This window comes from Natrinema halophilum (genome assembly GCF_013402815.2).
In the GTDB taxonomy this organism is placed as follows: Archaea; Halobacteriota; Halobacteria; order Halobacteriales; family Natrialbaceae; genus Natrinema; species Natrinema halophilum.
This window is the reverse complement of the sequence record NZ_CP058601.1, coordinates 1,952,491-1,978,622: the sequence shown is the minus strand read 5'-3', so window position 1 is coordinate 1,978,622 and position 26,132 is coordinate 1,952,491. Positions and strand designations below refer to the sequence as shown.

General features: G+C 63.6%; 21 protein-coding genes and 1 pseudogene. 9 read left to right on the top strand and 13 right to left on the bottom strand.

Annotation, left to right across the window (positions count from 1 at the left end; translation table 11 throughout):
• Positions 1-10 precede the first annotated feature (10 nt).
• Positions 11-2,239 carry a DNA mismatch repair endonuclease MutL gene (gene mutL / locus HYG82_RS30400; RefSeq protein ID WP_179260804.1) on the bottom strand — a complete coding sequence of 743 codons (2,229 nt, stop codon included), beginning with the start codon at positions 2,237-2,239 and terminating at the stop codon, positions 11-13.
• Between the two features lie 148 nt (positions 2,240-2,387).
• Complete coding sequence (locus tag HYG82_RS30395) at positions 2,388-3,188, bottom strand: SDR family NAD(P)-dependent oxidoreductase (protein ID WP_179260803.1); 801 nt, start codon at positions 3,186-3,188, stop codon at positions 2,388-2,390.
• Between the two features lie 145 nt (positions 3,189-3,333).
• Between HYG82_RS30395 and HYG82_RS30390 the strand changes: the two genes are divergently transcribed.
• The 3 genes from HYG82_RS30390 (at position 3,334) to HYG82_RS30385 (ending at position 5,504) form a co-directional block, all read left to right on the top strand.
• The gene (locus HYG82_RS30390; protein WP_179260802.1) at positions 3,334-4,629 is read left to right on the top strand and encodes an MFS transporter; all 1,296 of its coding nucleotides are present in this window, start codon (positions 3,334-3,336) and stop codon (positions 4,627-4,629) included.
• A gap of 397 nt (positions 4,630-5,026) precedes the next feature.
• Positions 5,027-5,161, top strand: coding sequence for a hypothetical protein (locus HYG82_RS44300; RefSeq protein ID WP_284145038.1), 135 nt, complete (start codon positions 5,027-5,029; stop codon positions 5,159-5,161).
• A gap of 148 nt (positions 5,162-5,309) precedes the next feature.
• Positions 5,310-5,504 (top strand): hypothetical protein, encoded by a 195-nt coding sequence (locus HYG82_RS30385; RefSeq protein WP_179260801.1) that lies wholly within the window; start codon positions 5,310-5,312, stop codon positions 5,502-5,504.
• A 92-nt stretch (positions 5,505-5,596) separates the two neighbouring features.
• Here the strand turns inward: HYG82_RS30385 and mutS are convergent, their stop codons facing one another.
• The 3 genes from mutS to HYG82_RS30370 all read right to left on the bottom strand — a co-directional run bounded on the left by mutS (position 5,597) and on the right by HYG82_RS30370 (position 12,259).
• The gene (gene mutS / locus HYG82_RS30380; RefSeq protein ID WP_179260800.1) at positions 5,597-8,308 is read right to left on the bottom strand and encodes a DNA mismatch repair protein MutS; all 2,712 of its coding nucleotides are present in this window, start codon (positions 8,306-8,308) and stop codon (positions 5,597-5,599) included.
• 499 nt (positions 8,309-8,807) lie between these two features.
• Positions 8,808-10,502 (bottom strand): methyl-accepting chemotaxis protein, encoded by a 1,695-nt coding sequence (locus HYG82_RS30375; protein WP_179260799.1) that lies wholly within the window; start codon positions 10,500-10,502, stop codon positions 8,808-8,810.
• A 1,433-nt stretch (positions 10,503-11,935) separates the two neighbouring features.
• Positions 11,936-12,259 (bottom strand): tRNA-binding protein, encoded by a 324-nt coding sequence (locus tag HYG82_RS30370; protein WP_179260798.1) that lies wholly within the window; start codon positions 12,257-12,259, stop codon positions 11,936-11,938.
• Between the two features lie 201 nt (positions 12,260-12,460).
• Between HYG82_RS30370 and HYG82_RS30365 the strand changes: the two genes are divergently transcribed.
• Together HYG82_RS30365 and HYG82_RS30360 are read left to right on the top strand one after the other, a co-directional pair.
• Positions 12,461-13,228, top strand: a complete 768-nt coding sequence (locus HYG82_RS30365; protein WP_179260797.1) for a universal stress protein — start codon at positions 12,461-12,463, stop codon at positions 13,226-13,228.
• A 166-nt stretch (positions 13,229-13,394) separates the two neighbouring features.
• Positions 13,395-13,565 carry a hypothetical protein gene (locus HYG82_RS30360; protein ID WP_179260796.1) on the top strand — a complete coding sequence of 57 codons (171 nt, stop codon included), beginning with the start codon at positions 13,395-13,397 and terminating at the stop codon, positions 13,563-13,565.
• Between the two features lie 148 nt (positions 13,566-13,713).
• On the opposite strand, the gene HYG82_RS30355 is transcribed toward HYG82_RS30360, so the two are convergent.
• The 7 genes and pseudogenes from HYG82_RS30355 to thiD all read right to left on the bottom strand — a co-directional run bounded on the left by HYG82_RS30355 (position 13,714) and on the right by thiD (position 20,695).
• A complete protein-coding gene (locus HYG82_RS30355; RefSeq protein ID WP_179260795.1) occupies positions 13,714-13,959 on the bottom strand; it encodes a DUF7861 family protein in 246 nt (81 codons plus the stop codon).
• An 80-nt stretch (positions 13,960-14,039) separates the two neighbouring features.
• Positions 14,040-14,852, bottom strand: a complete 813-nt coding sequence (locus tag HYG82_RS30350; protein WP_179260794.1) for an ABC transporter permease — start codon at positions 14,850-14,852, stop codon at positions 14,040-14,042.
• Positions 14,849-15,884 (bottom strand): annotated as a pseudogene (locus HYG82_RS30345) (ABC transporter ATP-binding protein). Before HYG82_RS30345 ends, HYG82_RS30350 begins: the two are co-directional and overlap by 4 nt.
• A 236-nt stretch (positions 15,885-16,120) precedes the next feature.
• Positions 16,121-16,831 carry a universal stress protein gene (locus HYG82_RS30340; RefSeq protein WP_179260793.1) on the bottom strand — a complete coding sequence of 237 codons (711 nt, stop codon included), beginning with the start codon at positions 16,829-16,831 and terminating at the stop codon, positions 16,121-16,123.
• A complete protein-coding gene (locus HYG82_RS30335) occupies positions 16,828-18,249 on the bottom strand; it encodes an APC family permease (protein ID WP_179260792.1) in 1,422 nt (473 codons plus the stop codon). The genes HYG82_RS30340 and HYG82_RS30335 overlap by 4 nt, the downstream gene beginning before the upstream one ends.
• Positions 18,250-18,362: 113 nt before the next feature.
• Positions 18,363-19,337, bottom strand: coding sequence for a TIGR03560 family F420-dependent LLM class oxidoreductase (locus HYG82_RS30330; RefSeq protein ID WP_179260791.1), 975 nt, complete (start codon positions 19,335-19,337; stop codon positions 18,363-18,365).
• Positions 19,334-20,695 (bottom strand): bifunctional hydroxymethylpyrimidine kinase/phosphomethylpyrimidine kinase, encoded by a 1,362-nt coding sequence (gene thiD / locus HYG82_RS30325; RefSeq protein ID WP_179260790.1) that lies wholly within the window; start codon positions 20,693-20,695, stop codon positions 19,334-19,336. The genes HYG82_RS30330 and thiD overlap by 4 nt, the downstream gene beginning before the upstream one ends.
• Positions 20,696-20,994: 299 nt before the next feature.
• Here thiD and HYG82_RS30320 point away from each other — a divergent pair, with 299 nt between their 5' ends.
• Positions 20,995-21,399 (top strand): hypothetical protein, encoded by a 405-nt coding sequence (locus tag HYG82_RS30320; protein ID WP_179260789.1) that lies wholly within the window; start codon positions 20,995-20,997, stop codon positions 21,397-21,399.
• A 181-nt stretch (positions 21,400-21,580) separates the two neighbouring features.
• Here HYG82_RS30320 and HYG82_RS30315 read toward each other — a convergent pair whose 3' ends face one another.
• On the bottom strand, positions 21,581-22,609 hold the full coding sequence (locus HYG82_RS30315; RefSeq protein WP_179260788.1) for an AIR synthase family protein: 1,029 nt from the start codon (positions 22,607-22,609) through the stop codon (positions 21,581-21,583).
• A gap of 282 nt (positions 22,610-22,891) precedes the next feature.
• Here HYG82_RS30315 and HYG82_RS30310 point away from each other — a divergent pair, with 282 nt between their 5' ends.
• The 3 genes from HYG82_RS30310 (at position 22,892) to HYG82_RS30300 (ending at position 26,069) form a co-directional block, all read left to right on the top strand.
• Positions 22,892-24,013 carry a putative sulfate/molybdate transporter gene (locus HYG82_RS30310; protein ID WP_179260787.1) on the top strand — a complete coding sequence of 374 codons (1,122 nt, stop codon included), beginning with the start codon at positions 22,892-22,894 and terminating at the stop codon, positions 24,011-24,013.
• A gap of 84 nt (positions 24,014-24,097) precedes the next feature.
• Positions 24,098-25,393, top strand: a complete 1,296-nt coding sequence (locus tag HYG82_RS30305) for a peptidoglycan recognition protein family protein (protein ID WP_179260786.1) — start codon at positions 24,098-24,100, stop codon at positions 25,391-25,393.
• A 202-nt stretch (positions 25,394-25,595) separates the two neighbouring features.
• Positions 25,596-26,069, top strand: a complete 474-nt coding sequence (locus HYG82_RS30300) for a DUF7384 family protein (RefSeq protein WP_179260785.1) — start codon at positions 25,596-25,598, stop codon at positions 26,067-26,069.
• Positions 26,070-26,132: the final 63 nt, after the last annotated feature.

The following is a 26,132-nucleotide window of genomic DNA, read 5'->3' as shown; positions in this document are numbered from 1 at the left end:
CTGGTCGCCGTTAGCCGCCGTGTCCGGGATAATCCCGCTCGAACCGCTCTTCGATCTCCGACTCGTCGATCTGTACGATTACGGGCCGTCCGTGCGGACAGGAGTAGGGGTTTTCACAGTCGTCTAACGCCGTCAGCAGGTCGACGACCGATCCCTCCGTCAGCGACGTATTCCCCGTGATCGATGGATAACAGGCAAGATCCCCGAGGAACTCGTCGGCCAGTGCATCGACCGTCTCGGCACCCGCCTCGCGATCGCCGGCGACGAACGACGCGAGGACGTCCCGCAACCGGTTTGGCTCGAGGGTCTCCGCGAACACTGCGGGCACAGTCGTCACTGCTACGGTCCGGTCGTCGATCCGGTCGGCGTAGAATCCGAGCCGCGAGAGCGCCTCGCGATAGTGATCGAAGGCTTCTGCCTCCGCCGCCGTTAACTCGAGTTCGACCGGGGATGCAAGCGCCTGTGCGCTCGGATCGTCGTCGAACGCTTCCTGTAGGCGTTCGTAATTGACCCGCTCGTCGGCGGCGTGTTGGTCGACCAAGACGAGGCTGTCTGCCGTCTCGCAGACCAGGTACGTGTCGTGGAGTTGACCGAGGACGCGTAGCGACGGGAGCGAGTCGAGTTCGGCCCCGTCGCCCGACGCGGCCTCGCCGGTCAGCGTCCGCTGTTCGGTCGCGCTTGCGAACTTTCGATCGGGGTCGAGGGACGGGTCGCGATCGTCTTTCCGATCGTCGTTCCGTCCCGGCGTAACGGGACTACTGCCTGCGTCGCTTGCCGGTTTGCTATCCATCTCCGCTGATTCCGTGGACGGAGCGTCGGTCGACGGCGCGGCCGGGATCGGGTCGTCTGACTCCGCTGGCGGACGCGAGGACGGTTCGGCAGCGTCGGCGGCCGACTGACTCGAGGCAGACGACGTATTCACGCTCGCCTGTTCGTCGTTCGTCAGTGGTTTTCCTTCCGGAACGTCTGATTGCTCGGCCGTCGAAGCGAGAGTGTCCCCTTCCGGTTCGTCGGTGGCGGCGGGTTCGTCGGTGGCGGCGGGTTCGTCGGTGGCGGACGATCCAGCATCAGCGCGTTGCTCGAGCGTCGTCGACTCGCGGCCGGGCGCGCCGGCACCGCTCTCGCGATCAGTACCTGGTTCGACCCGCGCCTCGCCCGGCGCCGACCGGCCGCGGGGTGCACGAGATCGGAGCAGCCCGTGCTCGAGCAGGGCAGACTCCACGGCGGCGTCGACTTGCCTGCGGACCGCATCGTCGTCGTCGAACCGCACCTCTCGTTTCCGAGGATGGACGTTGACGTCGACCGCTTCGCCGGGAACCTCGAGGAAGAGCGTGACGAAGGGGTATCGATCGCCGCCAAGTTGGGTGCCGTAGGCCCCCATGATCCCCTCGCGAACGGCGTCGGCGGTCACGGCCCGCCCGTTCACGTAGGTCGCGAGATAGTCCCGACTCGAGCGGTTGACCTCGGGGTGGGAGACGAGCCCCGAGACGGCATCGAGCGGCCCCGGAGGGAGTTCGTCGCCGTCTGTCTCGACCGGGATCATCGACGACGCGACCTCACGGCCGTAGACGGCCAGGACGGCGGCCTGCAGGTCGTCCTGTCCGGTCGTCGAAAACACCTCGCGGCCGTCGTGAGTCAGGGAGACGGCAACCTCCGGATTCGCGAGTGCGTATCGTGTGACGACCCGGTTGACGTGGGCGAACTCTGTCGCCGTCGTCTTGAGGAACTTTCGTCGGGCGGGCGTGTTGTAGAACAGGTCCTCGACCTCGACGATCGTTCCGTCGGGACAGCCCGTCGGCTCGACCGAAACGACGTCGCCGCCTTCGTAGGTGAGTTCCGTCCCAGCACCGGCCGCATCCCGAGGACGCGAGCGGATCGTCAGCCGCGATACCGACCCGATCGTGTGCAGCGCCTCGCCCCGAAACCCGAGCGTCGCGACGCCTGACTCGAGATCCTCGAGTCCGTCGATCTTGCTGGTCGTGTGCTCCCGGACGGCCGCGCGGACGCCAGCCTCGGACATGCCGCGCCCGTCATCGGCGACCCGTATTCGTTCCGTACCGCCCGCTTCGACGGTGACGTCGACGCTTTTGGCGTCGGCGTCGAGACTGTTCTCGACGAGTTCTTTTACCGCGCTGGCGGGTCGCTCGACGACCTCGCCGGCGGCGATTCGGGCGACGGTGTCCTCGTCTAGCTCGTGGATGTCGGTCTCGTCTTCGGATGGCGTACTCTCGTCACTCATGAATATCTGGCGTCGACGCAGCGGTCAGTTGCGATGCTCAAGATGTACTGGATATCCCTACAGACGGCGGCTGGTTAGGTCTTACGTCCCACTCGCCTGCATCGACCGCCTCGAAACGACGGTCGTTCTGGTCGTTCTACGGGCGCGGTTAGTCTTCGAGACCGAGATCCTGGGACATCGAATTTCCTGCCCGCGGGACCCCTTTGACGGTGACCGTCTCGCCGTTCATGAACGAGGCAGCCGGACTCGAGAGGAACTGTGCGACGTCGGCGATCTCTTCGGGGTGGCCGATGCGTCGGTTGGCCTCCTCGCGAGGTGGCATGTCCTCGCTGTCGATTCCGAGCGTTTCGGCGACGCCGGGCGTCTGGACGAGACCGGGGGCGATGCAGTTGACTCGAATGCCGTCCTCGGCCCATTCGGTCGCGAGGGTTTCAGTGAGTCGGATGATCGCCGCCTTGGAAGCGCCGTAATGGCTCTCGCCGGGGGCCGAGTGCTGGCCATTGACACTCGAGAGATTGATGATGGCACCACCGTCGCCCTCGCGCATTACTTCGCCTGCGAGCTGGGTGCAGTGGACCGTGCTATGTAAGTTGAGGTCGATGATGGTTTTCCAGCCGTTTTCGGAGATGTCTTCGAACGGCGCGACGAACTCGCCACCCGCGTTGTTGACCAAGATATCGATGTCGCCGAACGCGTCGACGGTTTCGTCGACCAGGTTCTGGACCTGCTCGCGCTCTCTGACGTTACACTCGAGGGCGATCGCCTCTCCAGGGACGTCGGCATCGTTTATGCCCTCCGCGACCGGACCCACGCGGTCCATCGACCGCGAACAGATCGCAACGTTCGCTCCGCTGGCTGCAAGCGTCTCTGCGATTGACTGTCCGATGCCCTGGCTCGCACCGGTGACGATGGCGACCTTTCCCGCAACGTCGTAGTCTGGTTCGTGCATCGTGCTAACAGGTGGACTTTCGTCTCAAAATTCTACCGGTGAACGTCGGTCCGATCGACCTGGAACTGCGGATACCCGTCACGGATTTCCACGTTCGAGAGGTTTTTTACTCGCGTTCGTCTGGTAGTGCCTACTATCGAAGCGGGTGACGCGGTTTACTTCCGTCGCGCTCCTACGAAATCGGGAGTTTGCGGCACTGGCCGGGACTGCCTTCGCGAGGAGTCAAGCGTATTCGACGATCCTGATCGCCCTGGCGCTGTACGCCGATCTCTTCGGGACGTCGGGATTCGTCGAGGGATTGTTCGGCGCGACGTTCGCGTTCGTCCAGTTGCTCATCGTTCTGCCGCTCGGCCGGCGAGTCGACACGGGGAATGCAAAGCGCTATCTGCTCGCCGGCTTCCTCATCAACGTCTGCGTTTTCGTCGGATTTACTCTCGCCAGCACTGCGGCCCACGTCGTCCTCGTCCGCATGCTTCAGGGACTCGGGGCGAGCATTCTCTGGATCACCGGCGCGGCCATCGTCGGCGAGATCAGCCCCGACGAGCAACAGGGGCGGTGGCTCGGCTCCTACAATCAGTTTGCATCCATTTCGTCGCTTGCCGGCGACCTGGTCGGCGGGTACCTGCTGTACGCCTACGGCTTCACCGCGACCTACGTCGTTCTCTCCGCGATCACGCTCGGGACCTTCGTGCTCGTCTTTGCGTTTCTCCGTGACAATCCCGGCGGGCGGAAAGATCCCGAGGAAGCAGGGGGCGCGGAGACGTTCCGATCGCTGCTTGCGCTTCCGATGCTCCGAGCGCTCGTGGGCTTCCGGTTCGTGTTTAGCTTCGGCAAGATGGCAGTCATTCTCTTTCTCCCCATCTACGCGCGGACGAGTTTCGGTATCTCCGCGTTCGCCATCGGCTGGATCATGGCCGGCGGAAAGCTCACCAAGGCGCTCACGCAGGGGTTCGTCGGCAACCTCACCGACCGTCACGGGCACAAACACTACTTCGTCGCGACCGGCGCTATTCTGTACGGAATCGGGACGGCCGCGATCCCGCTGGCCGGATACGTAGAGGGCCGGATCGGTTCCGTCGCGGTCACGGTACACGGAAGTACGCAGACCCTCGGTGGTGCCTTCGTCGCGCTCTTCTGTGCTTACTCCCTGCTCGGAATCGCCGACTCCGTCCGACTGCCGGCCAGCATGTCGCTGTTCGTCGACGAGGGCGAACGGTACAACTCTGTCGCGAGCGCCATGTCGTTGCGGTCGATCTCCTGGAAGGTTGGGCAGGTGACTGGACCGATCCTCGTCGGCACGACGATGGATTTCATCTCGACCGAGGCGGGGTTTTTCCTCGCTGCCGGTTTCATCCTCGTCGCGACGTCGGCCTTCGTCATTACCGCTCATCGCGCTCACGCAACACGCGTCGCGTCGGAGGTTCCCTCACCGGGCGACTGATCCGTTTCGGACTGTCGCCATCCAATCTCACCGGCTGTCACATCGCGAGCCAGCCGAACGATGCGATCGGCCAGAAGGCCGTCGCCCGTCTCGTCGTCTTCGTCGTTCTTCTGGTCGCGACCATCGGCATCGGGTTCACGACAGCGACGCTGGCACCGACCGACCACCCCGTCGTCCTGGCGCTGACCCCGCTCGTGTTGTTCTGGGGCCTGATCCTCGCCTTTTTCCCCAGTTACTACGTGTTTCCCGCTCCGGACGTCTCGGCGCGCGAAGCCCTGCCGGTGACTGTCATCGCCGTCGCAGGCTGGGTCGCCCTGGAGGCGCTCTTCGGCGTGTACGCGGATCGTGTCACCACCACTGGGAGGTTTTCGACACCTTCGGCGCGTTCATCCTCCTGATGATCTGGCTCTCCGAGTCCGCATTCGTTTTGCTCGTCGGCGCAGCGGTCACCGTCGTTCTCGGTGGTCGGGCGTCAGACGCAGGATCGTTCGGCAGCGGCGACCGAGATCCAACCGGTTTCGTTCGTCCGTAAGGTGACGGCGGCGACGCACACCGTCATTCGTACGCGATGCTAGACTCGCGCGTCTCCGAAAGCGAACGAGTGGGGCTTCGGTGAAAGGGCTAAGTTTCGTCCGACCCTCGGTACCATCGGCGGACGCGGAGACGGGTGTTCGACAACTATGAGCAATTACACGGTCGAAGTGCCCGATGGGCAAGAACGCGGCATTCGAATCGAGTGCGACGAACACGGCGAGTCGGAAGAGTTCCAGCCGGGGTATCGATCGGTCGCGTTTCATTGCGACGGCTGCGGCTTCGAGCTCGAGATCACCCTCCACGACCTCCACGAGTGGCGGGATCTCGGCGAAATGTGCTGACGCGGATTCGTTCGGAACTGGACGGACCGACGATGGAACCACGACACGAGGCGGCCGACTCGAGCGACGGGTCGCGTGATACCGTCCGACGCTCACTCCTCGAGGCGTTTTTGTAACTCCTGTACCTTCGAGACGAGTTCGATCGGCGGCGTCGCGTTCACGTCGATCGACTCGAGTTCAGCGAGAACGGCTTCGGTTTCGGGATCGAGGGGCTGGCCGTCGGATTCGGGGCCGGGTTCGTCCGCGGTCGCTGAGCCGCCGTCGGTCGTTGCGGCCTGCGACCGCGCTTCGGATTGCCCGTGCGTCTGCATCGTTCCGCTTCCCAGGTCGAAGACGGCCTGGACGGGCTCGCTCGAACCACCTTTGGCCTCGATGGCCTTCTCCTCGCGCAGGCGTTCGAGAACGCCTCTCGAGCGCTCGACGACGGGGTCGGGAACCCCCGCGAGGTCGGCAACGTGAATCCCGTACGAACGGTCGGTCGGCCCGTCGCGGACCGTTCGAAGGAACGTGACGTCGCCGTCGCGCTCATCTGCGGCGACGTGAACGTTGGCGACGCGAGGGAGGGTCTCCGCGAGCCCGGTCAGTTCGTGGTAGTGGGTCGCAAAGAGCGTCTTCGCCTTCACCTCGTTGTGCAGATATTCCGTCGCGGCCCAGGCGATCGAGATGCCGTCGTAGGTTGCGGTGCCCCGTCCTACCTCGTCTAAAATGACGAGCGACTCTTCGGTCGCGGCGTGGAGGATGTTCGAGAGTTCGCTCATCTCCACCATGAACGTCGACCGGCCCTGTGCGAGTTCGTCCAATGCGCCGACGCGGGTGAAGATACCGTCGACCAGCCCGATCTCAACCTCTTTTGCGGGGACGAAACTGCCGATCTGGGCCAACAGGACGATACAGGCGACCTGACGCATGTACGTCGATTTCCCGGACATGTTTGGCCCGGTCACGACGAGGAACCCGCGTTCGTCGTCCATGCGGACGTCGTTCGGGACGAACTCCGTCGTCTGTTCGACGACCGGATGACGGCCCTGCTCGATCTCGAGTCGATCACCCCGGTGCAAGTCGGGCTTGACCCACCGGTTCTCGGCCGCGTGGGAAGCCAGACTGGCGAGCGCGTCGACCGTCGCCAGCGCGCGTCCGACGTCTTGCAGCAGTTCGGCTTTCGCGGCGACGTCCTCGCGAAGCGCCTCGAAGAGCTCGTATTCGAGGTCGCCGCGGCGCTCCTCGAGTCGGAGAATTTCGCGTTCTTTCTCCTCGAGTTCGTCGGTCGTAAACCGTTTCGAATTCTTCAGCGTCTTGATCTCCTCGTAGTGATCCGGCACGCCGTCGGCGGCGGACTTGCCGACCTGAATGTAGTAGCCGTCGGTCTTGTTCCGGTCGACCGTCACGTGTGACAGGCCGTACTGGCGCTTTTCCCGTTCGGCGAGCGTCTCGAGCCACTCCGTGATCGCCTCGTGGCGCTCGATCACGTCGTCGAGTTCGTCGTCGTACCCTCGCTGGAGGAGTTCACCCTGGGTCACCGTCGACGGGGGTTCTGCTGCGATGGCCTCTTCGAGCGTCTCGCGTAACTCCCGCGCAGCGTCTCTGTCGGGCGAGTCGATTATCTCAGACAGCGGTGACTCGGCCAGATCCGGATTCGACGCGATCGTCTCCGCCAGGGCGGGCAAGACCGAAAGCGTGTTCTGGACCGCAAGGAGGTCTCGAGCGTCCGCACTGCCGTGTGTCGCCTTCGACGCGAGCCGAGCGAGGTCGTACGCGTCGTCGAGCGCGTCCCTGATTTCGTCCCGAGAAAGCGCCGCAGACGAGAGTGCGGCGACACTCTCCTGGCGGTTTTCGAGCATCTCGAGCGACCGTCGTGGACGCTGGAGCCATTCCTTCAACAGGCGACCGCCGGCGCTGGTCTCGGTGTGATCGATCGTCGCGAACAGTGACCCGACGCGTTCGCCTTGCATGGTTTCGGTCAACTCGAGGTTGCGCTGGGTGGTCGCGTCTAGCGTCACGTGATCGGCGCCGTGGTGGGCCTGAATGCGGGTCATCGAAGCCAACACGCCGGCACCCGTTTCCTCGACGTACGAAAGAATCGCTCCGGCGGCCGCGATCGCCGGTCTCGCGACCGACAACCGCTCGACGGTTTCCGTTCCGAACTGCTCGCAAACCCGGTTGTCCGCCCGTTTCGGTGCGAACGACTCCGTATCGTGAAGTGTCAGCGTCGCATCGCTGCGTTCTCGGACTCGGTTCAGCAAGTCGTCATCGGATCGAACGTCGGGTCCGGGCAGGATTTCGACCGGATCGAACCGGTAGAGTTCGGTCAACGCGTCGTCGGCGTCAGCGGCCGCTGCGACGAGAAAGCGGCCGGTCGTTACGTCCGCGAAGGCGAGCCCGTAGTTCGCATCGGTCGAGGTGTGGGCGCTCGAGCCGCCAGCGCTGCCGTTCCCGTCGACTATCGCCGCGAGGTACTGGGCGTCAGCGTCGCTGGTCTCGAGCAGCGTTCCCGGGGTAACAGTACGGACGAGTTCGCGAGCGTGGCCGGAATCGGTCTCGTACTGATCCGCGACGGCGACGCGGTAGCCCCGTTCGACCAGCGCTTTGAGGTAGGGCGTGAGGTCATCGACCGGTACGCCGGCCATGGGGTAGGACGAACCGTGGGAGGATTTCTGGGAAATTTTGAGGTCGAGTTCCGCGCTGACAGTTTCTGCGTCTTTGCCGAAGAACTCGTAGAAATCGCCACACTGCATCGCAAGGAGTTCCGCATCGGTCTCCTCTTTGAGCGAAAAGAACTCGCCGACGATACCCGTCGCCTCGGTCATGTGCAGTGAGTATCTTCCCACCGCAAAAACTCTGCGGGATTCACGGTGGAAGTAGTCCGGCGTGACTTGATCTGGTCCCGTCCGGTGATCAGGGAGCGGCGATTCGTCCCACGACCTCCCTTCGACCGACGGACCTGTCGCGGTTTATACTCGACCATCCGAAGGAACGTCCCCTACGCCGAGTATCGGATGTACGTTGTCGGGGTGTCGGATGTACCGTCTGCGGCCGATTCGTCCCGTCCGCTCGTGCCACGGAGGCAATCCGTCCCGACCGCAACACCGGTCCCAACCTATGATCGCCATGTGGGACCGTTGCGGGACATCGAGTACGGCCGACCGTCACCTCGAGCGCGCTCGGTTGGGACCTCGTATACGGTCGACTGTGACCTCGGTTGCGATCGGGCGTAGTGCATCTGGTCTCGAGGTGAGCCCGTGACGTCTGCTCGTCCAATCACAGCGCTTGTTCAATCCTTGATGCTCGTCCAATCACAGCGCTCGTTCAATCCTGATCGGCTAACCGCTCTCCGTTCGCCGGGGAGGACTCGCCGACGGATTTGAATTCAGTGACCGTCTCTCCCTCGTCGAAGTTCGCGCTTGCATCATCGAGTGTTCGGTTGGACTCCTCGTCGGTGGGGGGCTGACCCACCGTTTCCGTCGTGATCTCCTCGGGTTGAAACGCGTCTTCGCCGTCCCCTTCGTCGAGCGGCGATGGCACGGAGTTGTTGTTCCCCTCTGTCCGAAAAGTATCGAGTTTCTCGGCGAGTTGTGCCGCCTGTTGGGAGAGATCCGTGATAGCATGCGAGACCTCGGCGAGCGAACTCGTCTGCTCTTCGGCCGCTGCGGCGACGGTTTCGGCTTCGGAAACGGTCTGCTCCGAGATCACGGTTGCTTCCTCGACCATAGCGACGACTTGCTGGGTTGAAGCGGCCTGTTGTTCCGTCGCGGCGGAGATTTCTTGCACGCCGTCGTTCGTTTCTCCGGTATAGGTTGCTATCTTCTCGAGGGCGTCCGCGGTGTTCTCGATCGCCTCGCGGTGACTGGCGACCTCCTCGCTGGTCGCTCGGACGGTGTCGGCTGTCCGATCGGTCTGATCTTTGATACCCTCGATACGCGCGTCAATGTTTTCTGCGGCGTCTTTGGTCTCTGAGGCGAGATTTTTGACTTCACCTGCGACCGCGCTGAACCCGCTGTCCCCGGCCCCTGCCGAGCGGGACGCCTCGATGCTGGCGTTGAGCGCCAGCATATTCGTCTGATCCGCGACCGTCGAGATGAATTCGACGAGGTCGTCGATCTGATCGATCTCGGACTGGAGGGCCTCTATTTCCTCGACGGCCCGTTCGGACTCGGATTCAATCTCGTTTATACCCACGAGTGCCTCTCGGGCGGCTTCGCGTCCCTCTTCGCCGGTCCGTTCGGTTTGCGCTGCGATGTCCGCAACCCGGTTCGACGCTGAGGCGATTTCCTCGATGGTACTCGAGAGACCGCTCATCTCGGCGTCGACCGATCGGAGACTCTCGTGCTGTCGCTGTGCACCCTCGGAGATGTCCTGGACCGATCCGGCGACCTTTTCGGAGGCTGCTTGCACCTCCTCCGAGCTCGCCGTCGCTTCTTCAGAGGCGATAGCGACGTTCTCGGCAAATTGCTTGAGGAATTCCGTCGTCGACTCGAGTTCGGCGATCATCTCGTTGAACTCAGTCGCGACCTCACGCATCGCTTCGTTCTCGCTTTCGGGATCCATACGCCGGGTCAGGTCGCCCGCCGCACACGCCTGCATCACGGCAGCATAGTCGTCGGCTTTCTTTCCCAAACGCCGATTCGCCCGTTCGGCTTCCTCCTGGAGCGCGATGGCCTCACGACGCGCCTCCTCTGCTTCGTCCTTTTTCCGTCGGATGGCATCGCTTTTGCGCTGTAAATCGTCGACCGTTCGGATCCCGGTATTAACTACTAGCGAGACGAACACGGCGCCAAACAGGAATACGAACCCCGTCAGCAGCCGGAACGTCCCTTCGAACCCGTTAATTGTCACCCAGAGGGCGGCGAGGTACCCGACCAGAAAAAACGCCATCAATACGAACAGTCCGGCCCACCGTCGTCGATAGGCGTTCTCGTCGAGTCGCCCCAGCAGCCTCCTCGTATAGAGAACCGACCCGGCCATTACGGTTGCTCCGGTTACAATTAGCAATGTGACTATCATATAATCGTTTTTGAATTATGTTGGATAATATTCTCGTTCTAGAATCTAGTCGGCTGCCGAACGCTATTTCGAGTCGGTTTTACAATCCTCAGAGCGTTGTCGAGACGAGAGGTGGACTCCTTCGATAACGTTGCTAACTCCAAATGCACGCGATTCCTCGATACATCGGGTCTTAGAATCGGAAGTGATGTGTATGCCATTTCACGTAAGCCGGTGTCCCACAATCGCACATATAATGCTGTTGAATATCTTGCGAAGATTATTGAAACCTATAATGTATTTATTTCCTATAATTGGGTGTATCATGGCCGGGATACTGGGCGGCTCATCGACGCTGCTCACTCGACGAACTGCCATGGGATTTCGGTATTGCGTGCCGACTCTTCGCTCGTGGCCGTCGACCTCGCTCGATTTCGACCTGCCAGGTCGTCGGAATCATGTTGCCCCTCTCGAGGAGAGGATACGGCCGTCGAAACAGGACCAACTCCGACGAATCGACCTGTTCGACGAAAATCCGCTGGCGATGGAATCGGATCACTGACCGCTCTTCGTCACCATCGAGTTTCAGCCACCCGAACTGCGTGAGCGTAGCTCGTTGGAGCGAGCAGCGTCTTCAGAGGTCTTCTGACTCCGATCGATTCCCCGATCTGGGGCGGATAGAGGTGTCTGTCCGTTCCCGCCGCCGGATCCAGTTGCAGGGACCTTCAGGGTCAGCGAGTGCCAGAAACGCTCTGAACGTCGACGCCTGGCAGAAACAGCTCTGAACGGCAATACCGGCACGACCGCTACTGAGAATTTCAGTCGTCGAATCTACACGTTCGATTTCGCCGACTCTCGAAAAGGTCACACCACTTCGATAGCAGCGTTATCGTCCGACGGTCGGTTTCGCCGGCGTTCAGCGGGGACCCCTCCAGTATCCCGGAAACGCCGGCGGATGCCGACGCCGGAGCGGAACTCCGAATGATGTGTCAGTGATGGGTAGGGGAGGATCGGAATCGTCACCGCATGGCCTGATGTTGGAACGATATCCGATCACGGCGAGGGTCGCGATGATGTCTCGGATAGCCGAACGGTCAGTCTGGCAACGACCGAAGTCGCTCCCTCGCCGATCATTTCTTTGAGACACCTATGGAAACTTATTCGGCAGTTAAAACTGTGTTAACGGCCACAATCGTAAAACTAAGCGACGACGGGCCGGATCATCCGTGCTGTTCCCGCCGGTCTTTCGTGGATGTGCCCACGATAGTCACGAGAGTCCGACCGGACTCGGGAGCGACTCGCCGAACTGGAATACCAGTCTGAGACGTCCTCCGGGACGGTCGTCTCGGAATACCAGTCGGAGACGGGGCTGGTCCGCGATCCGTCACCTCGAGCGAGGCGCGACCCGTCTGGCACCCGGAATAATACAAGGCGTTATTCGTCGGCCATCCGAATCAATACAGCGATCCACCCAGCGGCACCGACTCGTCCGGCGACACCAGCACGGGATAGCCGTCTTCGCCGGGAACACCGACGGTAAGTGCCTCGGATTCGAATCCGGCGACTCGAACTGAACCGAGGTTCGTCGCACACAGGACCTGTCGGCCGGCGAGGTCGTCTGCGTCGTAGTGGTGGTCCAGCTGGCCGGCAGACTGTCTCTCCTCGTCGCCCAGGTCGATCCAGAGTTTGGTCATCTTCGGCTTTTCGGCCTCGGGAAACGGTTCCGCGTCGATCACCTCTCCAACTTCGATCTCCACGTCGAACGGACTCTCGACCATGTCGTCCGGTATCCGTGCCGCCGGAAACTAGCTGTCGGTTCGTCCCATCCTGGTGATAGGGCCGTCGACCAGTAGCAACTTCGAACCCGTCGGCTTTGTCGGCCGAGGTGACGGGGTTCGCGAATTCGCCGTGGAGATGTCACCGACCTCCGGCAGGGGCTATATTACGCTCACCATGGTAGGAGAGACGAGACCGAACAGATGTCAGTACCCCGCGACCATCGCGTGCTGATTCCGGTCGACGTCCTCGAGGGCCAGAGCGTTCCACGGACGATCGTCGACGCATTCGCATCGATTCCGATCGTCTTGCTCGGGTATCGCGAAATACCCGACCAGACCGTGCCGGATCAGGCGCGCGAACAGTTCGGCGACCGCGCACGAGCCGATCTCGAGGAACTCCGGACGGTGTTCGAGGACGCGGGCTGTGACGTCACGTCGCGACTCGCGTTCACCCACGACCGGCTGGAGACGTTCGAATCCGTCGCCGTCAGCGACTCGTGCGACGCCATCCTGTTGCTCAATCCGGCACCCGTCCTCGAGACGGTGCTCGTCGCGATCCGGAGCGACGTGAACGTCGAATACATCGCTCGACTACTCGCGACGGTTCTCGCAGGAACGGAACTCGAGCTAACGCTCTTTCACGTTGCGTCGGACGAATCGAAGCGAGACGCGGGAACGGAACTGCTCGAAGCGGCGCGGTCGGAACTGGTGGCTGCGGGAGTCGATCGTGATCGGATCGACAGCAGGGTCGTCGTCGACGGGGCGCCCACGGCGGCTATCCTCGAGGCAGCGGCCGATCACGACCTCCTCGTCGCCGGCGAGAGCAGGCCGTCGATCCGCCGGTTCGTCTTTCGCGATCGGGCCGAACGGCTGGCCCGACGAACGGTCGATCCGGTCCTCGTGATCCGCGGCGAATACCTCGAGTCAGCGAGTGACGGTGAGTCTGGAAACAGCGAACCCGACGGCTGACGAGTCGAGCACCGGCCCGCGGTCGAATCACGTCCTCAATCGATGATCGGTTTCTAGGCTTTTTCTGAATAGCGAACCCATCTGAGGCACGTCCAGAAGTCACAGATACGGGATAGTTGTGGTCGATATCGACAATACTATGCAAAAGTAGAGTCTACGGTATGGTATGACGGCCCTCCAAATGTTCGGAATCAATCCACTAGGTAGTTTCGTGCTGGCGTTAGTGGTCCCGCTCGTGGTCGTTGTCTTCGGGACGTACCTGGGAGTTCTCGGGGCGCTTCAGACGTTCTTCGGCGAGTCGTCGTGGCAGGACGTTTCGACCGGTGAAGAGGAGTGAGACGTTCGCCAGCCAATTCCCCCCGATGCGCTGAGGGAGGTCAAAAGACCCCGATAGTCGGTGGGAGAGATATCCTCTGCATTCAGAAACGAGACTTGTGTCAGTGGTGGTGGGTTTCAACAGAGCCGGATACGTCGCCGAACGGGCGTCACCCGCCGTGCTTTCGATACCAGACGCGAGCACCGATCGGTGACTCGTCCTCAGCGAGATCCAGTCTTTCAAGGACTAACTCCCGGATAGCGACCGTCACGACGAGTTCGATTACGTCCCCCTCGTTGGTCGCCACCTCGAAGACGCAGTGGCCGTCGCGCTCGCGGACGGCTTCGATGGTCCCGACGGACCACCGCTCGCGGTCGTGGGTCGGTTTTCGTGCGTGGATCCTGTCGTGGGCCATACGGAGTCGAAGGAGCGCCTCGACGGTGAGTGTGGCGGGTCAGCGAAAGAGCGTCCGATTCGGTGCGGTCGGGGACCCCGTCAGTAGTCCCCGAGGACGCCGAGGCGTCTCGCCCGGCGGGTCGCATACTGGAAGACCGCATAGCCGAGGACGAAGTAACCGACGGCGACTCCGAGCAGAATCCCGAGGTCGGCCGGCGGGAATTCCCAGAGTCGGACGTCGTCGATCATCGTCCGCTGGAGGAGCGCGCTGCCCTGGGCGAGCGGGAGATATCGCAGCCAGCCGAGGTCGAACGCGGGCGCCGAGACGAGGACGATGAACCCGAACTGGAGCAGGTTGAGCCAGTTGCCGATCTGCTTGTAGAGAACGGTGACGCCGCCGGCCGCGAGCCCGAGACCGAGCACCGAAACGATACTGAGCGTCGCGACGACGACGATCGTCAGCAGGTTCAACTCGAGGGTCGTGCCGGTGATGACGATCATCACCGAAAGCAGTATCGTCGAGGTGACGAACGATCGGACGATCTTCGCGACGCCTTTCAACAGCGCGACGGGGGCGAACCCGAACGGCGACATCACGTGTCGCTCGAGGGTCCCCCACTGCACTTCGCTCCCGATGTCGTTCGATATCGAGGAGTACGCGCCCACGGACAGCGACCACAGGAAGTAGCCGACGATGATTCCCTCGATCGAGTCGGTGAGTGCCCGCCCCGCGACCATTCGCCCGCCGTAGAAGAGGAGCCCGAAAAAGAACACCGAGATGACGAGCCCACCGACGGCGTTTGCGGGATAGCGGACGAAGATCAGGTACTCGCGGTAAAGAACGGCCCGCGCGAGGTGTCGATACCCGGCCGTCCGCGGCGTCTCTCCCGCGTCGGGCTGGCCCGCGGTCATCGGTACCCCCGTTCGGTCGTCGTCAGGTCGACGAAGACGTCCTCGAGGTCCGGATCGACCGTCCGGACGCGCTCGAGCGCCACGTCGTTTCGCCGGAGGAGATCCATCAGCTCGTACAGCCCGTCACTGTCGGTCACGACCTCGATTCGGCGGCCGGAGTCGAGTGGTTCGACGTCTATCGCGTCGAATCGTCGTCGCAGGGCCGACACGACTGGGGTATCGAGATCGCCGCTCGTGATCCGAACGCAGTGTCGGTCCGTACCGGAGAGGAGCGCCTCGACGGTGTCGTCCGCGATGATCTCTCCGTCGGACATGATGAGGACGCGGTCGCAGACCGCCTCGACGACGTCCATAGTCGTGACTGCTGAGGACGACGGTGAGGTCTTCCTCCTCGGCGAGACGCCGCAGTTCCCGTTGGAGCGCTCGCGAACTCTCGATGTCCAACCCAAGTGTGGGCTCGTCGAGAAAGACGACCGATGCGCCTCCGGCGAGGACGCTCGCCAGCGATACTTTCTGTTTCATCCCGCGGGAGAGTTCTCGGACGGGAACGTCCGCTTTTTCCGCGAGATCCAACTGCGCCAGCAGCCGTTCGTGGCGGTCGCGGACTGACTCCGGATCGATCCCGCCGATCGTGGCGAAATACCGGAGGTTCTCTCGGACGGTCAGCCGCCAGTAATCGTTGCGCGCACCTTCTAACATCGCGTCGACGGAGGCGTACGCCTCCCGCGGCCGCTCGTAGAGGTCGACGCCCTGGATCCGGACGGTTCCCGCATCCGGGACCACCATGCCCAGAATCGACTTGATGAGCGTCGTCTTCCCGGCTCCGTTGGGCCCCAGTAGTCCCACGATCGATCCGGTCTCGACGTCGAAGCTGACGTCGTCCACGGCAGTAACCGTCGCGTTTCCCTCACCGAACCGCTTGGACAGACCGGTCACCGAAACGGCGATATCACGGTTGGTCGCCGCCGACGACTCGGCGCTGTCCGGGCGAGTACGAGTATCAGCGGCTGCAGCCCGCTCGTCGCTGTCGATATCCGAGACCGCTACGCTATCGGCGGGGTCTACAACCGTCTCTTCACCGACCGGCGTCGAAGCCATCTCACTGCTCATGGTCCGACCGTTTTCTCGAGCGGTCACAGTCCTGTTTTAAGTGATCGAGCTACAAAAACGCGAGGACACTGCCACGGGGGAGCCGAACGTGGTTGCTCGTCCGTAGCCGACGGGAGATCGCGTCTCGAGCGTCCGACCAGCGTTATCTGACGCCTCGGTCACAGCGCGGCCCCACCGTCACGCTCGTCCAGACTCCGGACGACGAGCACCGGGCCGACCGACTCGGCAGCGACGCGTTCGGCCGCATCGCCGAAGAGAAACGATTGCAGCGATGGGGCCCGCTCGCCGACGACGATGGCATCGTGGTCGGCCGCGGCGTCGACGAGCGCCTCGAACGGGGACTCGTCGGCCACGAGTTCGGTCCCCGCGTCAATATCGTGCTCGGAGAGGGCCGCGGCAGCCGCCTCGAGCGATTCCTGGCCGCCGGGTTCGTCGTCAGTCGCGAGAAAGAGCGTGACGTCGATTTCGCGGTCGCCGACCAGTTCGGCGACGAACGAGGTGATCCGGTCGATGGCGACGTCGCCCGTCAGCGACACGAGAAGGCGATCGACGGCCCCGGTCACCCCCGTGATCGCGGAGGCGTCCGCCGCCGTCTCCTCGGCGATGCGATCGATCGTTTGCTCTCGGTCGTGGGTGAACACGAGACGGTGATCGGCGGTCCCGCCGGCAGCCTCGAACTGTGCGACGAGGTCGTCGAGCGCGGCGATCGCTCGGTCCTCGTACTGGAGGCGCGCCTGGTCGGGCGGCGTCTGCTCGGGCAGGACGTGATAGCCGAGGACGGTCACGTCCACCGGCTCGAGCAGCGTCGGGAGCCCGGTCGAGACCGATTCACCCTCGAGTATCGCCACCGGTACGAGGACGCGCGTCATTGGAACGCCCCCTTCAGGTTCACGTCTCGAGCGTAGTAGGCGTACCATCCGGCGGTCGCGATCATGATCGCGATGCCAGTGAGTTGTGAGACGGGTTGCATGAACCCGATCAGAGCGAAACTGGCGACCGTCCCGAGAACGGGGACGACGGGGTAGCCGGGGACACGGAAGTCGGGATCGTACCACGCTGGCTCGTTTCGGCGTAGTGCGAGCAGCGCCACGCAGATCAGCCCGTACATGATGAGATGGAGGAACGAAGCGACCTCCGCGAGCAGCTCCACGCGACCGGTCGCGACCAGCACGAGGATCGGCCCGCCGGCCATCCCAAGGGCGACGTGTGGCGTTCCGTACCGGAGGTTGATGCGGCTCGCTCGACGCGGTAACAGGGCATCCTTCGAGACGGCGTAGATGGCTCGAGACGTGCTGAGCACCGATGCGTTGGCGCTGGATACCGTCGCGAGCAGCCCACCGAAAACGATCGCGAACGCGCCGATCGAGCCGAGGTAGTGGCGACCGACCTCGACCATCGCCGTCTCCCCGAATGTCGAGAGGTCCTCGCTGCTGAACGCGCTGGTTGCGACCAGGATCGTCACCACGTAGAGAACGCCGACGACGAGGACGGAGCCGACCATCGAAAGCGGCAGGTTCCGACCGGGATCTTTCATCTCACCGGCGACGGTCGCCACCTGTGCGAAGCCGAGATACGAGGTGAACACGAGCGCCGCGGTCGACAGCACGGGAAGCGGCCCGAACGGCGCGAACTGTTCGGGGGTGGACGGATCGCCGACGAGTCCGATCGCATCGAGCCCGCCGTACCCGAGAAACGCCGCCAGAATCGACAGCAACAGGGCGACGATACCGTTTTGCAGTTTCGCCGCGTTTTCCGTCCCCGTCACGTTCAATACGGTAAAGGCCGCACCGAACAGCAGCGCCAGCGGGATGACGAGCCCGTCGCCGACCGCGACGCCGAGTTCGGCGAGCGTGTCGACGGCGTAGTAGCCGAAGCCGACGAGGTAAAACGCCGACGCGAACACCAGTCCGAACCACAGCGACAGCCCGACGACTGCACCGGGAAGCGTCCCCAATCCACGCGAAATGTAGTAGTAGCCGCCGCCGCTTTTTGGCATCGCTGTCGCGAGTTCGGATGCCGGCAGCGCGACCAGCAAGGCGACGATCGCGCCGATCAAGAACGACGCGGCTGCAGCGGGACCGGCCCGTCCGGCCGCGAGCCCCGGAAAAACGAAGATTCCGGCGCCGATCATCGTCCCGATCCCGATCGCGAGTCCGCCGGAGAGGCCGAGCGTTCGCTCGAGTTCGGCGTCGTCTGTGATCGTCGCCTCGTCGGTGTCGACCGTCGGCTCGCCCTGCGGTGACTCTCCCTCGATGTTGGTTCCGCCGGCCGGCGACGTATCTCCCATAGCGATGGTGATAGTGATTCACGCCTTCCGTATATCTCTGCTGCTGACTGGGGTACATGGGACCGCCGCCGACACCGTGCGATCGGACCTCGGGAGCGTTCGTGTCCAGCGTGTTAGCCGGCGAGTTCGTCTGCCAGCAGCGCCAAGCTGTCGTCTTCGCCGTCGGCAGCGTCCGGAATCGCGAGCATGACCTCCTCGATGCCGACGGCCGCGTACTCCGAGAGCCGCTCGCGAACCGCGGCGGGCGTCCCGGTCGGGGCCGTCTCCACGTAGCCCGCGAGGAAGAACTCGCGCGGTTCGCTCGGCTCGTCCGGCAGGAACGCGTCCCGGAACGCCTCGCGCTTCGTTTCGGCCGCCTCGCTCGTCTCGCCGACGAAGACGAACAGCTCGGCAGACTTCCGGATTTCGTCGTACCGGTCTTCGTCACCACAGTGCGCTCGGAGGACGTCGAGTTTCTCTGCGAAGCCCTCGGGTTCGAGGGTCCCGTAGTTCCAGCCGTCCGCCAGCTCGGCGGTGTATCGAAGCGTGAAGTCTTCGCCGCCGCCACCGATCCAGATCGGCGGGTGCGGGTCCTGTACAGGTTTCGGCTCGCAGAAGGCGCCCGCGAGATCGATCTCGAGGTGTTCGCCTTCGTGGCTGTACGTCTCGGACGTCCACAGCCCCTGCAGGATCTCGACGGTCTCGGCGAGCCGGCGGAGCCGTTCCGCCGGCGGTTCCCGAAACTCGTAGCCGAACCGATCGTACTCGTCTGCATACCAGCCCGCGCCCAGCCCCAGTTCGAGCCGGCCGTCGCTTACGTGATCGACCGTCGCGGCCATCTTCGCGAGCAGGGCCGGATGCCGGTACGACTGGCTGGTTACGAGCGTCCCGAGACGCACCCGGTCGGTCGCCTCTGCGACGGCACTCAACGTCGTCCAGCACTCCTGTGTCGTCCGCCGCGGCTCGCCGATCCACGACTGGAAGTGATCCTCGAGCCAGACCGCGTCGTAGCCCAGCCGTTCGGCCTCGAGTGCGGTGTCCCGAACCGTCCCCACGTCGGTGCCGTACTGCGGGAGGATGATCCCGACGTCGAGGTCGCTTTCGGTCACTTGGCCACCTCCTCGTCCAGTGCCAGCGTCCGATCGGCGAGCGTCGTCGCGTCCTCGGCGACCAGTTTCACGATTGCCTCCTTGCCGATCTCGCCTCGGTCGACGACGGCGACGGGTGGCTCGTCACGATCCGCGAACGCCTGGCGGGCGCCCCAGCCCATCGTGCTCCCCTCCGTCTCCTTGACCTTGTCGGGTTCGGCGGCGCGATCGAACTCCGCGATCGGCCAGTCGATCGTCTCGAGGGCCCTCTCCACATCCGCGTCGAACCGGCAGTTGACCGCAAACCGCAACGCAGGGAAAAACTCTCGCCCCGAGAGCAGGAAGCGGGCGACGTGACTCGAAGCGCCGAATCTGACGCCGCGGTTCGGCTGGACACCGGAGAGCGTACGCGTAATACGACCCTCAACGGCGGCGGTTTCGGCGACGGATTCGGCGTAAGGCGTCGCGCCGACGACGTTCATACCGACCTCGGGAACGAGCGCCGAGACGTCGGCGTCGACGAATCGATCGACGGCCGCCTGCACTTCCTCGGCGCTCGTCTCGCGCGTGGCTTCGTTTCGCAGCGGAACCATGTGGTTGACCGCGCCGTGACCCCGACCGACGTCGTAGTGATACCGCACCGCGCGTGCGAGGAAGTCGGTTGCGCCAGCGACGGCGGTTTCGAGCGGTTCGTCCTTTGCGAGGCGAGCCGCGATCGCCGCAGCGAGTGCACAGCCTGAGCCGTGGGTCGCATCCGTTTCGACGCGAGGATGTTCGAAGGTTCGGACGGTGTCGGCGGTGACCAGCACGTCCCTGACGTGCTCGCCGGGGACGTGACCGCCCTTTACAAGAACGGCGTCGACGCCGGTCTCGAGGATCGCTTTACCGGCCTCGCGGGCGCTCTCTTCGTCGGTGATGTCGACGTCGGTCAGTACCGCGGCTTCGTCGGCGTTGGGCGTCGCCAGCGTCGCCTGGGCGAGCAGATCCTCGTAGGCGCGTTCAGCCGCGCGCTCGAGCAGCCGATCGCCGGAGGTCGCCACCATCACGGGATCGACGACTAGTGGAAAGTCGAAGTCACCGGCGCGGTCGGTGACGGTTTCGATGACCTCGGCAGTCGCCAACATGCCCGTCTTTGCACCACCGATCGCGAAGTCGTCGGTGACGGCCCCGAGTTGCGCGTCGACTTCCTCGGGTGGCATTACGTGCGTGGATTCGACGCCACGCGTATGCTGGGCGGTAACGGCGGTAATCGCCGACGTACCGAAGACGCCGTGGGCGGCCATCGTTGCGAGGTCAGCCTGAATCCCCGCGCCGCCACCGGAGTCGCTTCCCGCGATCGTCAACCCGACCGGTCTGCCATCGGGTGCTGGTGTTCGCATGTGATATTGTATTCCCTGGTTATACTAAGCGGTGATGGTCAGAAATCGGATATCCGATGCCACGGGGGATCTATCGCGGTTATGTCGACGACTGCACCGGACGACGAATCGAACGAAACGTCGTCGGCGAGCGTAAGTCCGACCGGAAACGACGCGAACGGTATCGAAGACTGGGCCCTCATCACGGCCATTCGTCGATCGTTGGCCGAACGGGGATACGCGCTCACCGAAAAGATTGCGACCACTGGCACCGCCTCGACAGACATCTTCCAGCGGACGCGGAGTAGCCGCACCGACGGATGTCAGTTGTTCGTCTCGGATTCGCTTTCCGAAACGACTCAGGTATACGTAGACGGGACACCCGATATACGCAGACGACGAGCGAAGCCAACACGGCGTCGTCACTGACGGAACTGCACAGACCGTTCGCGGAGACTCACGAGCCAGACCACATTTCCGGACGGGAGAGCCTCGGCGGCATTTTCGACGCCGGGACCGACGCACCCGCAGGAACGGTCACCCGGTGCAGCCGTGAACTCCGAAAGTACGATCTCGAGGCGGTCACAGTCGGGGAACCGTCCGTCGAGAGTCTGGAATCGGATGCAACGGTCCTCGCCTCTTTCGACGGAATCGTCATCGAGGTCAGCCTCTCGCTCGGCGGGGATGTTAACGGAACGGCGATTACGCGCAATCAGTCCTTTTGAGTCACTGAACTGGGAAATGTCTCGGTCGATCGCCCGGAGTGGGTCGACGCGCTCGAGGAGTGAGAGACGCGTGTCCGGCATCGTTCAACTCACCGTCGACGCGGTACTGCAAGCGGTCCGGCGAGTGACGTGGGCGGGTACCGGTAGTCGCTGACAGTCGTCGGCCGTATCGAAATCCGGATCAGGTGTTCGTCTCGTTTGCCAGTTTCGCGTACGCTTCCCAAGACGGGTCGACACGCGGGTGCTCGAGTCGCTCGTCGTCGACGGTTACCGTCCCGCCGGTCGTTCCGGCGGCTTCGACGCGGCCGATCTCGGCGACCGGCGTGCCACGGTCCGCGAGCGCCTTTCGAACGTCGTCCACGCTGTCGGGTTCGACCGCAATTACGAGCGACCCGCAACTGGTCGCCGCCCAGGGATCGATCTCGAGGGAATCACACACCTCCCGGACGCCGGGGCGCATCGGGACGGCCGCGCGGTTTATCGCAAACCGAACGCCCGCACCGTCGGCCATTTCGGTGAGCGCCCCGGCGAGACCGCCCTCGGTTACGTCGTGCATCGCCGTGACGGTCCCCGCAGCGGCCGCGGTGAGCGCGTCTCGGACGGAAAACACTTCCTCGAGACGGCCTCGTGCGGCCGTGATCACGTCGTCGGAAAGCGGCAACTGCTCGCCGAAGAGGGTGCTGAGCAATCCGACCGACTCGACGGCGGGGCCGTTCGTCAGGAGCAGGCGGTCGCCTTTGTTGGCACCGTCGGGGCGAACGATATCCTCGTGGGTGCCGACGCCCATCGCGGTCGCGGCACCGAGCCACGGATACGACAGGTCGGCGTAGCGTGCGGTGTGGCCCGTGACGACCGCGACTCCGAGGTCTTCACACTCCGCGTGAATCGTCTGCCAGATCGTCGCAAAGTCGTCGTCCGTCACCTCCTCGGGGAGGGTAAAACAGATCGAAAGGTGGGATGGATCGACGCCGCTTACCGCGACGTCCGCGAGAACGACGTCGAGGGCGAACCGTGATGCCCACTCGAGACCGAGATCGGGCAGGATCGAGAGCGGGTCGGTGGCCGTGACCAGCGCCTGACCGCCGATGTCCAGTACACCGAAATCCACGCCGTGGGTCGGCCCGACCGCGACGTCGTCGCGATCGGCACCGAGATTCGGCGCGATGTGACGGTCGAAGAACGTCCGATCGATTTTTCCGAGATCGGTCACGCGTGGTCGGTTTCGTCGAGATACCTTATCCGTGGCGATCCACTGGCAGCAACGCAGGCTTTCGGACCCCTCGGTCCGTGCGGGTTCGACGAGTATCATCCCGCGGAGACGGGCGAATCGTCGAATCTCTCGATTCTCGAGGCGATGCCGAGAACTGGTATCGGACGATTCGAGCAACGGGTTGCACCCGGCAGTAACCGAATATAATTTCGTCGCCGACAGCGGACAACCGCCAGCGGTTACAGACAACAGTCAAGTAAATCCCCGGCCTAGCGGGCATAGATGGCGCACTCGTTCCGGTCGCAGTCGGACGCGGATCTCGAGTTCTCCGCCAACGAACTGACGGGTGCGCTAGGCGATTCGGTTACGGTCCTCCCGCTAGTCGTCGCGCTGGCTGCGACGACGACCGTCTCGCTTCCACACGTACTCGTGGGATTCGGCGTCTTTCAGATCGTCTGGGGTCTCTACTACGGGCTGCCGCTTTCCGTCGAACCGATGAAAGCCCTGATCGGCCTGGCGATCGTCGGCGGACTCTCCTACGCCGAACTCGCCGCGGCCGGACTACTCGCGGGTAGCGTTTTGCTTCTGGTCGGCTACCTCGGTCTCGTCGGCAAACTTCAGCGCATCGTCGGCGAACCGGTTATCCGCGGCGTCCAGTTTGCAGTCGCGTTACTCTTACTCGAGGCGGCCGTCGACCTCTCGGTCGGAAATCCGCCGATCGCTGTTGCCGGGCTGGTTGTCGTCGGTGTGCTGGCTCTCGCCGGGTACGGTGCAGCCAGCGTCCTCGTCGTGCTCGGACTCGGTGGAATCGCGACCGCCGCGACGGCCGGAATCCCGACGCCAGCGATTCCGGAACTCGCATTGTTTCCTGCGGGACCCCCGTCCATCAGTACGGCCGCGATCGAGGGGACCGTGGCCCAGCTCGGGATGACGATCGGGAACGCGGCCATCGCGACGGCCCTGCTCTGTGGCGATCTCTACGATCGGGAGATTTCGGCGGACGCGCTCTCGAGGAGTATGGGCCTGACCTGCCTCGCCGCGATTCCGGTCGGTGGCATCCCGATGTGTCACGGCAGCGGCGGCCTCGCCGGAAAGTACGCCTTCGGCGCGCAAACCGGCGGCGCGAACGTTCTGCTCGGGGTGGGATACCTCGCGCTCGCGTTGGTTGCTTCGGGTGTCGTCCTCGCGGCCTTCCCGATGGCGATCCTCGGCGTCCTGCTCGCCGTCGTTGCACTCGAACTCTCTCGAGCGGCGTTCGAGCCCGTCTCGAACCCCTGGTCGCTCGCGCTGGTCGTCAGTGTCGGTCTCGTCGGAGTGGCCGTAAACGTCGGCATCGCGTTCGGCGTCGGGGCCGTCGCGTACGTGGCACTTCAGCACCGTCCGTCGGCGAGCGAGACGGGATAAACGCTCAGTTCGGGCACGTACAACGGAACGTGCAACGAACGTATTTTGTGTATATATTACGCGGTGGATCGGTTTCAGTGGTGCATGGAACGACGACCGTTCCTCACCGCGACGGTCCTCTCCGCCGGTATCGGCGAGCTGTACGCGGTCGGCTCGTCGACTGCGCGCGCCCATTCGCGGACGCAGGCGGAGGCTGCCGACCGTTTCGTCGCGGCCGATTCGACTAACTACTCGGGTTCGTCCCGTGACGCGGCCGACATCGACTGGATCGTGATCCACTGTACCGTGGGTAGGTACGCCGGAGCGATCAGCCACTTTCAGACCCCGAGCGCTAACGTCAGCGCCCACTACGTAATCAGCAACTACGAGCACACCGACTACGCGCCGGGACACGTGACCCAGATGGTACCCCATGAAGACGTCGCCTGGCACGCACGCGGCTCGAACACCTCCTCGATCGGCATCGAGCACGAGTGGCACCGGAACTACGGCCGGTACTTCACCGACGAATGTTACCGGGCGTCGGCCGCAGTCGTCCGCGAACTGGCCGAACGATACGACGTTCCCCTCGAGTACTACGAGTACGGTAGCGCTCACTGCAACGAGTCGGGCGGGATTATCGGCCACCGCCACGCGCCCCAGGACTCCGCCTGCAACCACCTTCCGTCGAAGTCCTGTCCGGGTCCCGACTGGGACCCGGGCATCTTCATGAAGTACGTTCGAAACGGTGGGAGCGGTAACGACAGCGATGGTAGCGATAGCAGCGATAGCAGCGACGATGGTGGCGATAGCAGCGACGATGGTAGCGATAGCAGCAACAATGGTGGCGATAGCAGCAACAATGGTGGCGGTAGTAGCGACGATGGTGGCGATAGCAGCAACAATGGTGGCGATAGTAGCGACGATGGTGGCGATGGCGGTGACGGTAGTGACGGGAATCGTCCGTTCGAGATGGAAGATGGAGCGGTGACCACGGCCGACCTGAACGGACGTGAGGGACCGGGACTCGACTACGGAGTCGTCGAAACGCTGCCGGCAGGCTCGGTCGGCCGAATCATGAACGGCCCCGAAACCAACGACGGCATCCGCTGGTGGGGGCTACACTTCTCGACGCACGACGTCTGGGTTTGGTGTTCGGAGAACTACCTCTCCAGGGTCGCATTCCACGTCGACGAGACGGTGACCACGACGACGGCCCTCAGAGCCCGACAGGCTCCCGGTCTGGGATACACCGTCAAGCGAGTACTCCCGCAGGGGACCACCGAAACGATCGTCAACGGCCCCGAAACTAACGACGGCATCCGCTGGTGGGGCCTTTACGTTCCCGCGTACGATCTCTGGGGCTGGAGCGCCGAACCCTATCTCGTCTCCAACGAGTGATCGCCACACCACGGACGAGCGATCGATCTCATCCGATCGATGATCGACTCGCCTCGAGTCGGGCGACCTTTTGCGCCGGCGGACGAACCACGATCGATGACCGCAAGCTGGGACGACCTGTTCGACCGTGGAGCGGCGTACGACGGCGACCTCGAGCGCATCCGAACGGAACTCGAGGCGATTCGGGGTCGGGAGGGCGAGGATGCCTGAGGAATCGGATCCTGCCCGCGTGGTTGCCGATGCGGACGTGCTCGCGGCGGATCTCCTCCTCGGTGGTGACGCCCGCGAGTCACTGGACCACGTCCGTCGACACTCATGGATCGACCTCGTCGCGAGCGATCCGCTCCTCGAAGAAACCGAACGGCTCGTGGCGACCCTCGCCGATCCCGACCTCGCCGCCGACCATCGGGCACGACTCGAGGCCGAACGCATCCGAGTCGATCAGCCGGAAGGGGACCATCCCGCCCTGGCCTCAGCGTATCAGGGGGGTGCGGCGCACCTGCTGTCGTACGACGAACGGCTCCGATCGGCAGAAGCGGGCCTGACGCTGCAACCTCGCGTTGCAGTTAGCATCCGGCCGCCGGACGCGTTCGTAACCCTGTTCGACGCTGCGAGCCTCTACGAGGCTACCGAGGGGGGCGAGTACGCGGGACCGGACCGGAATCCACGGACGTAGTCGACCCACGATTTCCAGGTGTCCGTCGAGTGCGATCGGTGACGAGTTGGGCGGTGATCCGCC

Excerpts from the sequence above, each read along its gene's own strand:
- HYG82_RS30395 (WP_179260803.1), bottom strand. The coding sequence starts at position 3,188 with ATGCACGAACCAGACTACGACGTTGCGGGAAAGGTCGCCATCGTCACC.
- HYG82_RS30365 (WP_179260797.1), top strand. The coding sequence starts at position 12,461 with ATGTCAGTACCCCGCGACCATCGCGTGCTGATTCCGGTCGACGTCCTC.
- HYG82_RS30340 (WP_179260793.1), bottom strand. The coding sequence starts at position 16,831 with ATGACGCGCGTCCTCGTACCGGTGGCGATACTCGAGGGTGAATCGGTC.
- HYG82_RS30300 (WP_179260785.1), top strand. The coding sequence starts at position 25,596 with ATGCCTGAGGAATCGGATCCTGCCCGCGTGGTTGCCGATGCGGACGTG.
- HYG82_RS30355 (WP_179260795.1), bottom strand. The coding sequence starts at position 13,959 with ATGGCCCACGACAGGATCCACGCACGAAAACCGACCCACGACCGCGAG.
- HYG82_RS30375 (WP_179260799.1), bottom strand. The coding sequence starts at position 10,502 with ATGATAGTCACATTGCTAATTGTAACCGGAGCAACCGTAATGGCCGGG.
- mutS (WP_179260800.1), bottom strand. The coding sequence starts at position 8,308 with ATGACCGAGGCGACGGGTATCGTCGGCGAGTTCTTTTCGCTCAAAGAG.
- HYG82_RS30350 (WP_179260794.1), bottom strand. The coding sequence starts at position 14,852 with ATGACCGCGGGCCAGCCCGACGCGGGAGAGACGCCGCGGACGGCCGGG.
- HYG82_RS30360 (WP_179260796.1), top strand. The coding sequence starts at position 13,395 with ATGACGGCCCTCCAAATGTTCGGAATCAATCCACTAGGTAGTTTCGTG.
- HYG82_RS30335 (WP_179260792.1), bottom strand. The coding sequence starts at position 18,249 with ATGGGAGATACGTCGCCGGCCGGCGGAACCAACATCGAGGGAGAGTCA.
- HYG82_RS30320 (WP_179260789.1), top strand. The coding sequence starts at position 20,995 with ATGTCAGTTGTTCGTCTCGGATTCGCTTTCCGAAACGACTCAGGTATA.
- HYG82_RS30385 (WP_179260801.1), top strand. The coding sequence starts at position 5,310 with ATGAGCAATTACACGGTCGAAGTGCCCGATGGGCAAGAACGCGGCATT.
- HYG82_RS30310 (WP_179260787.1), top strand. The coding sequence starts at position 22,892 with ATGGCGCACTCGTTCCGGTCGCAGTCGGACGCGGATCTCGAGTTCTCC.
- thiD (WP_179260790.1), bottom strand. The coding sequence starts at position 20,695 with ATGCGAACACCAGCACCCGATGGCAGACCGGTCGGGTTGACGATCGCG.
- mutL (WP_179260804.1), bottom strand. The coding sequence starts at position 2,239 with ATGAGTGACGAGAGTACGCCATCCGAAGACGAGACCGACATCCACGAG.
- HYG82_RS30305 (WP_179260786.1), top strand. The coding sequence starts at position 24,098 with ATGGAACGACGACCGTTCCTCACCGCGACGGTCCTCTCCGCCGGTATC.
- HYG82_RS44300 (WP_284145038.1), top strand. The coding sequence starts at position 5,027 with ATGATCTGGCTCTCCGAGTCCGCATTCGTTTTGCTCGTCGGCGCAGCG.
- HYG82_RS30370 (WP_179260798.1), bottom strand. The coding sequence starts at position 12,259 with ATGGTCGAGAGTCCGTTCGACGTGGAGATCGAAGTTGGAGAGGTGATC.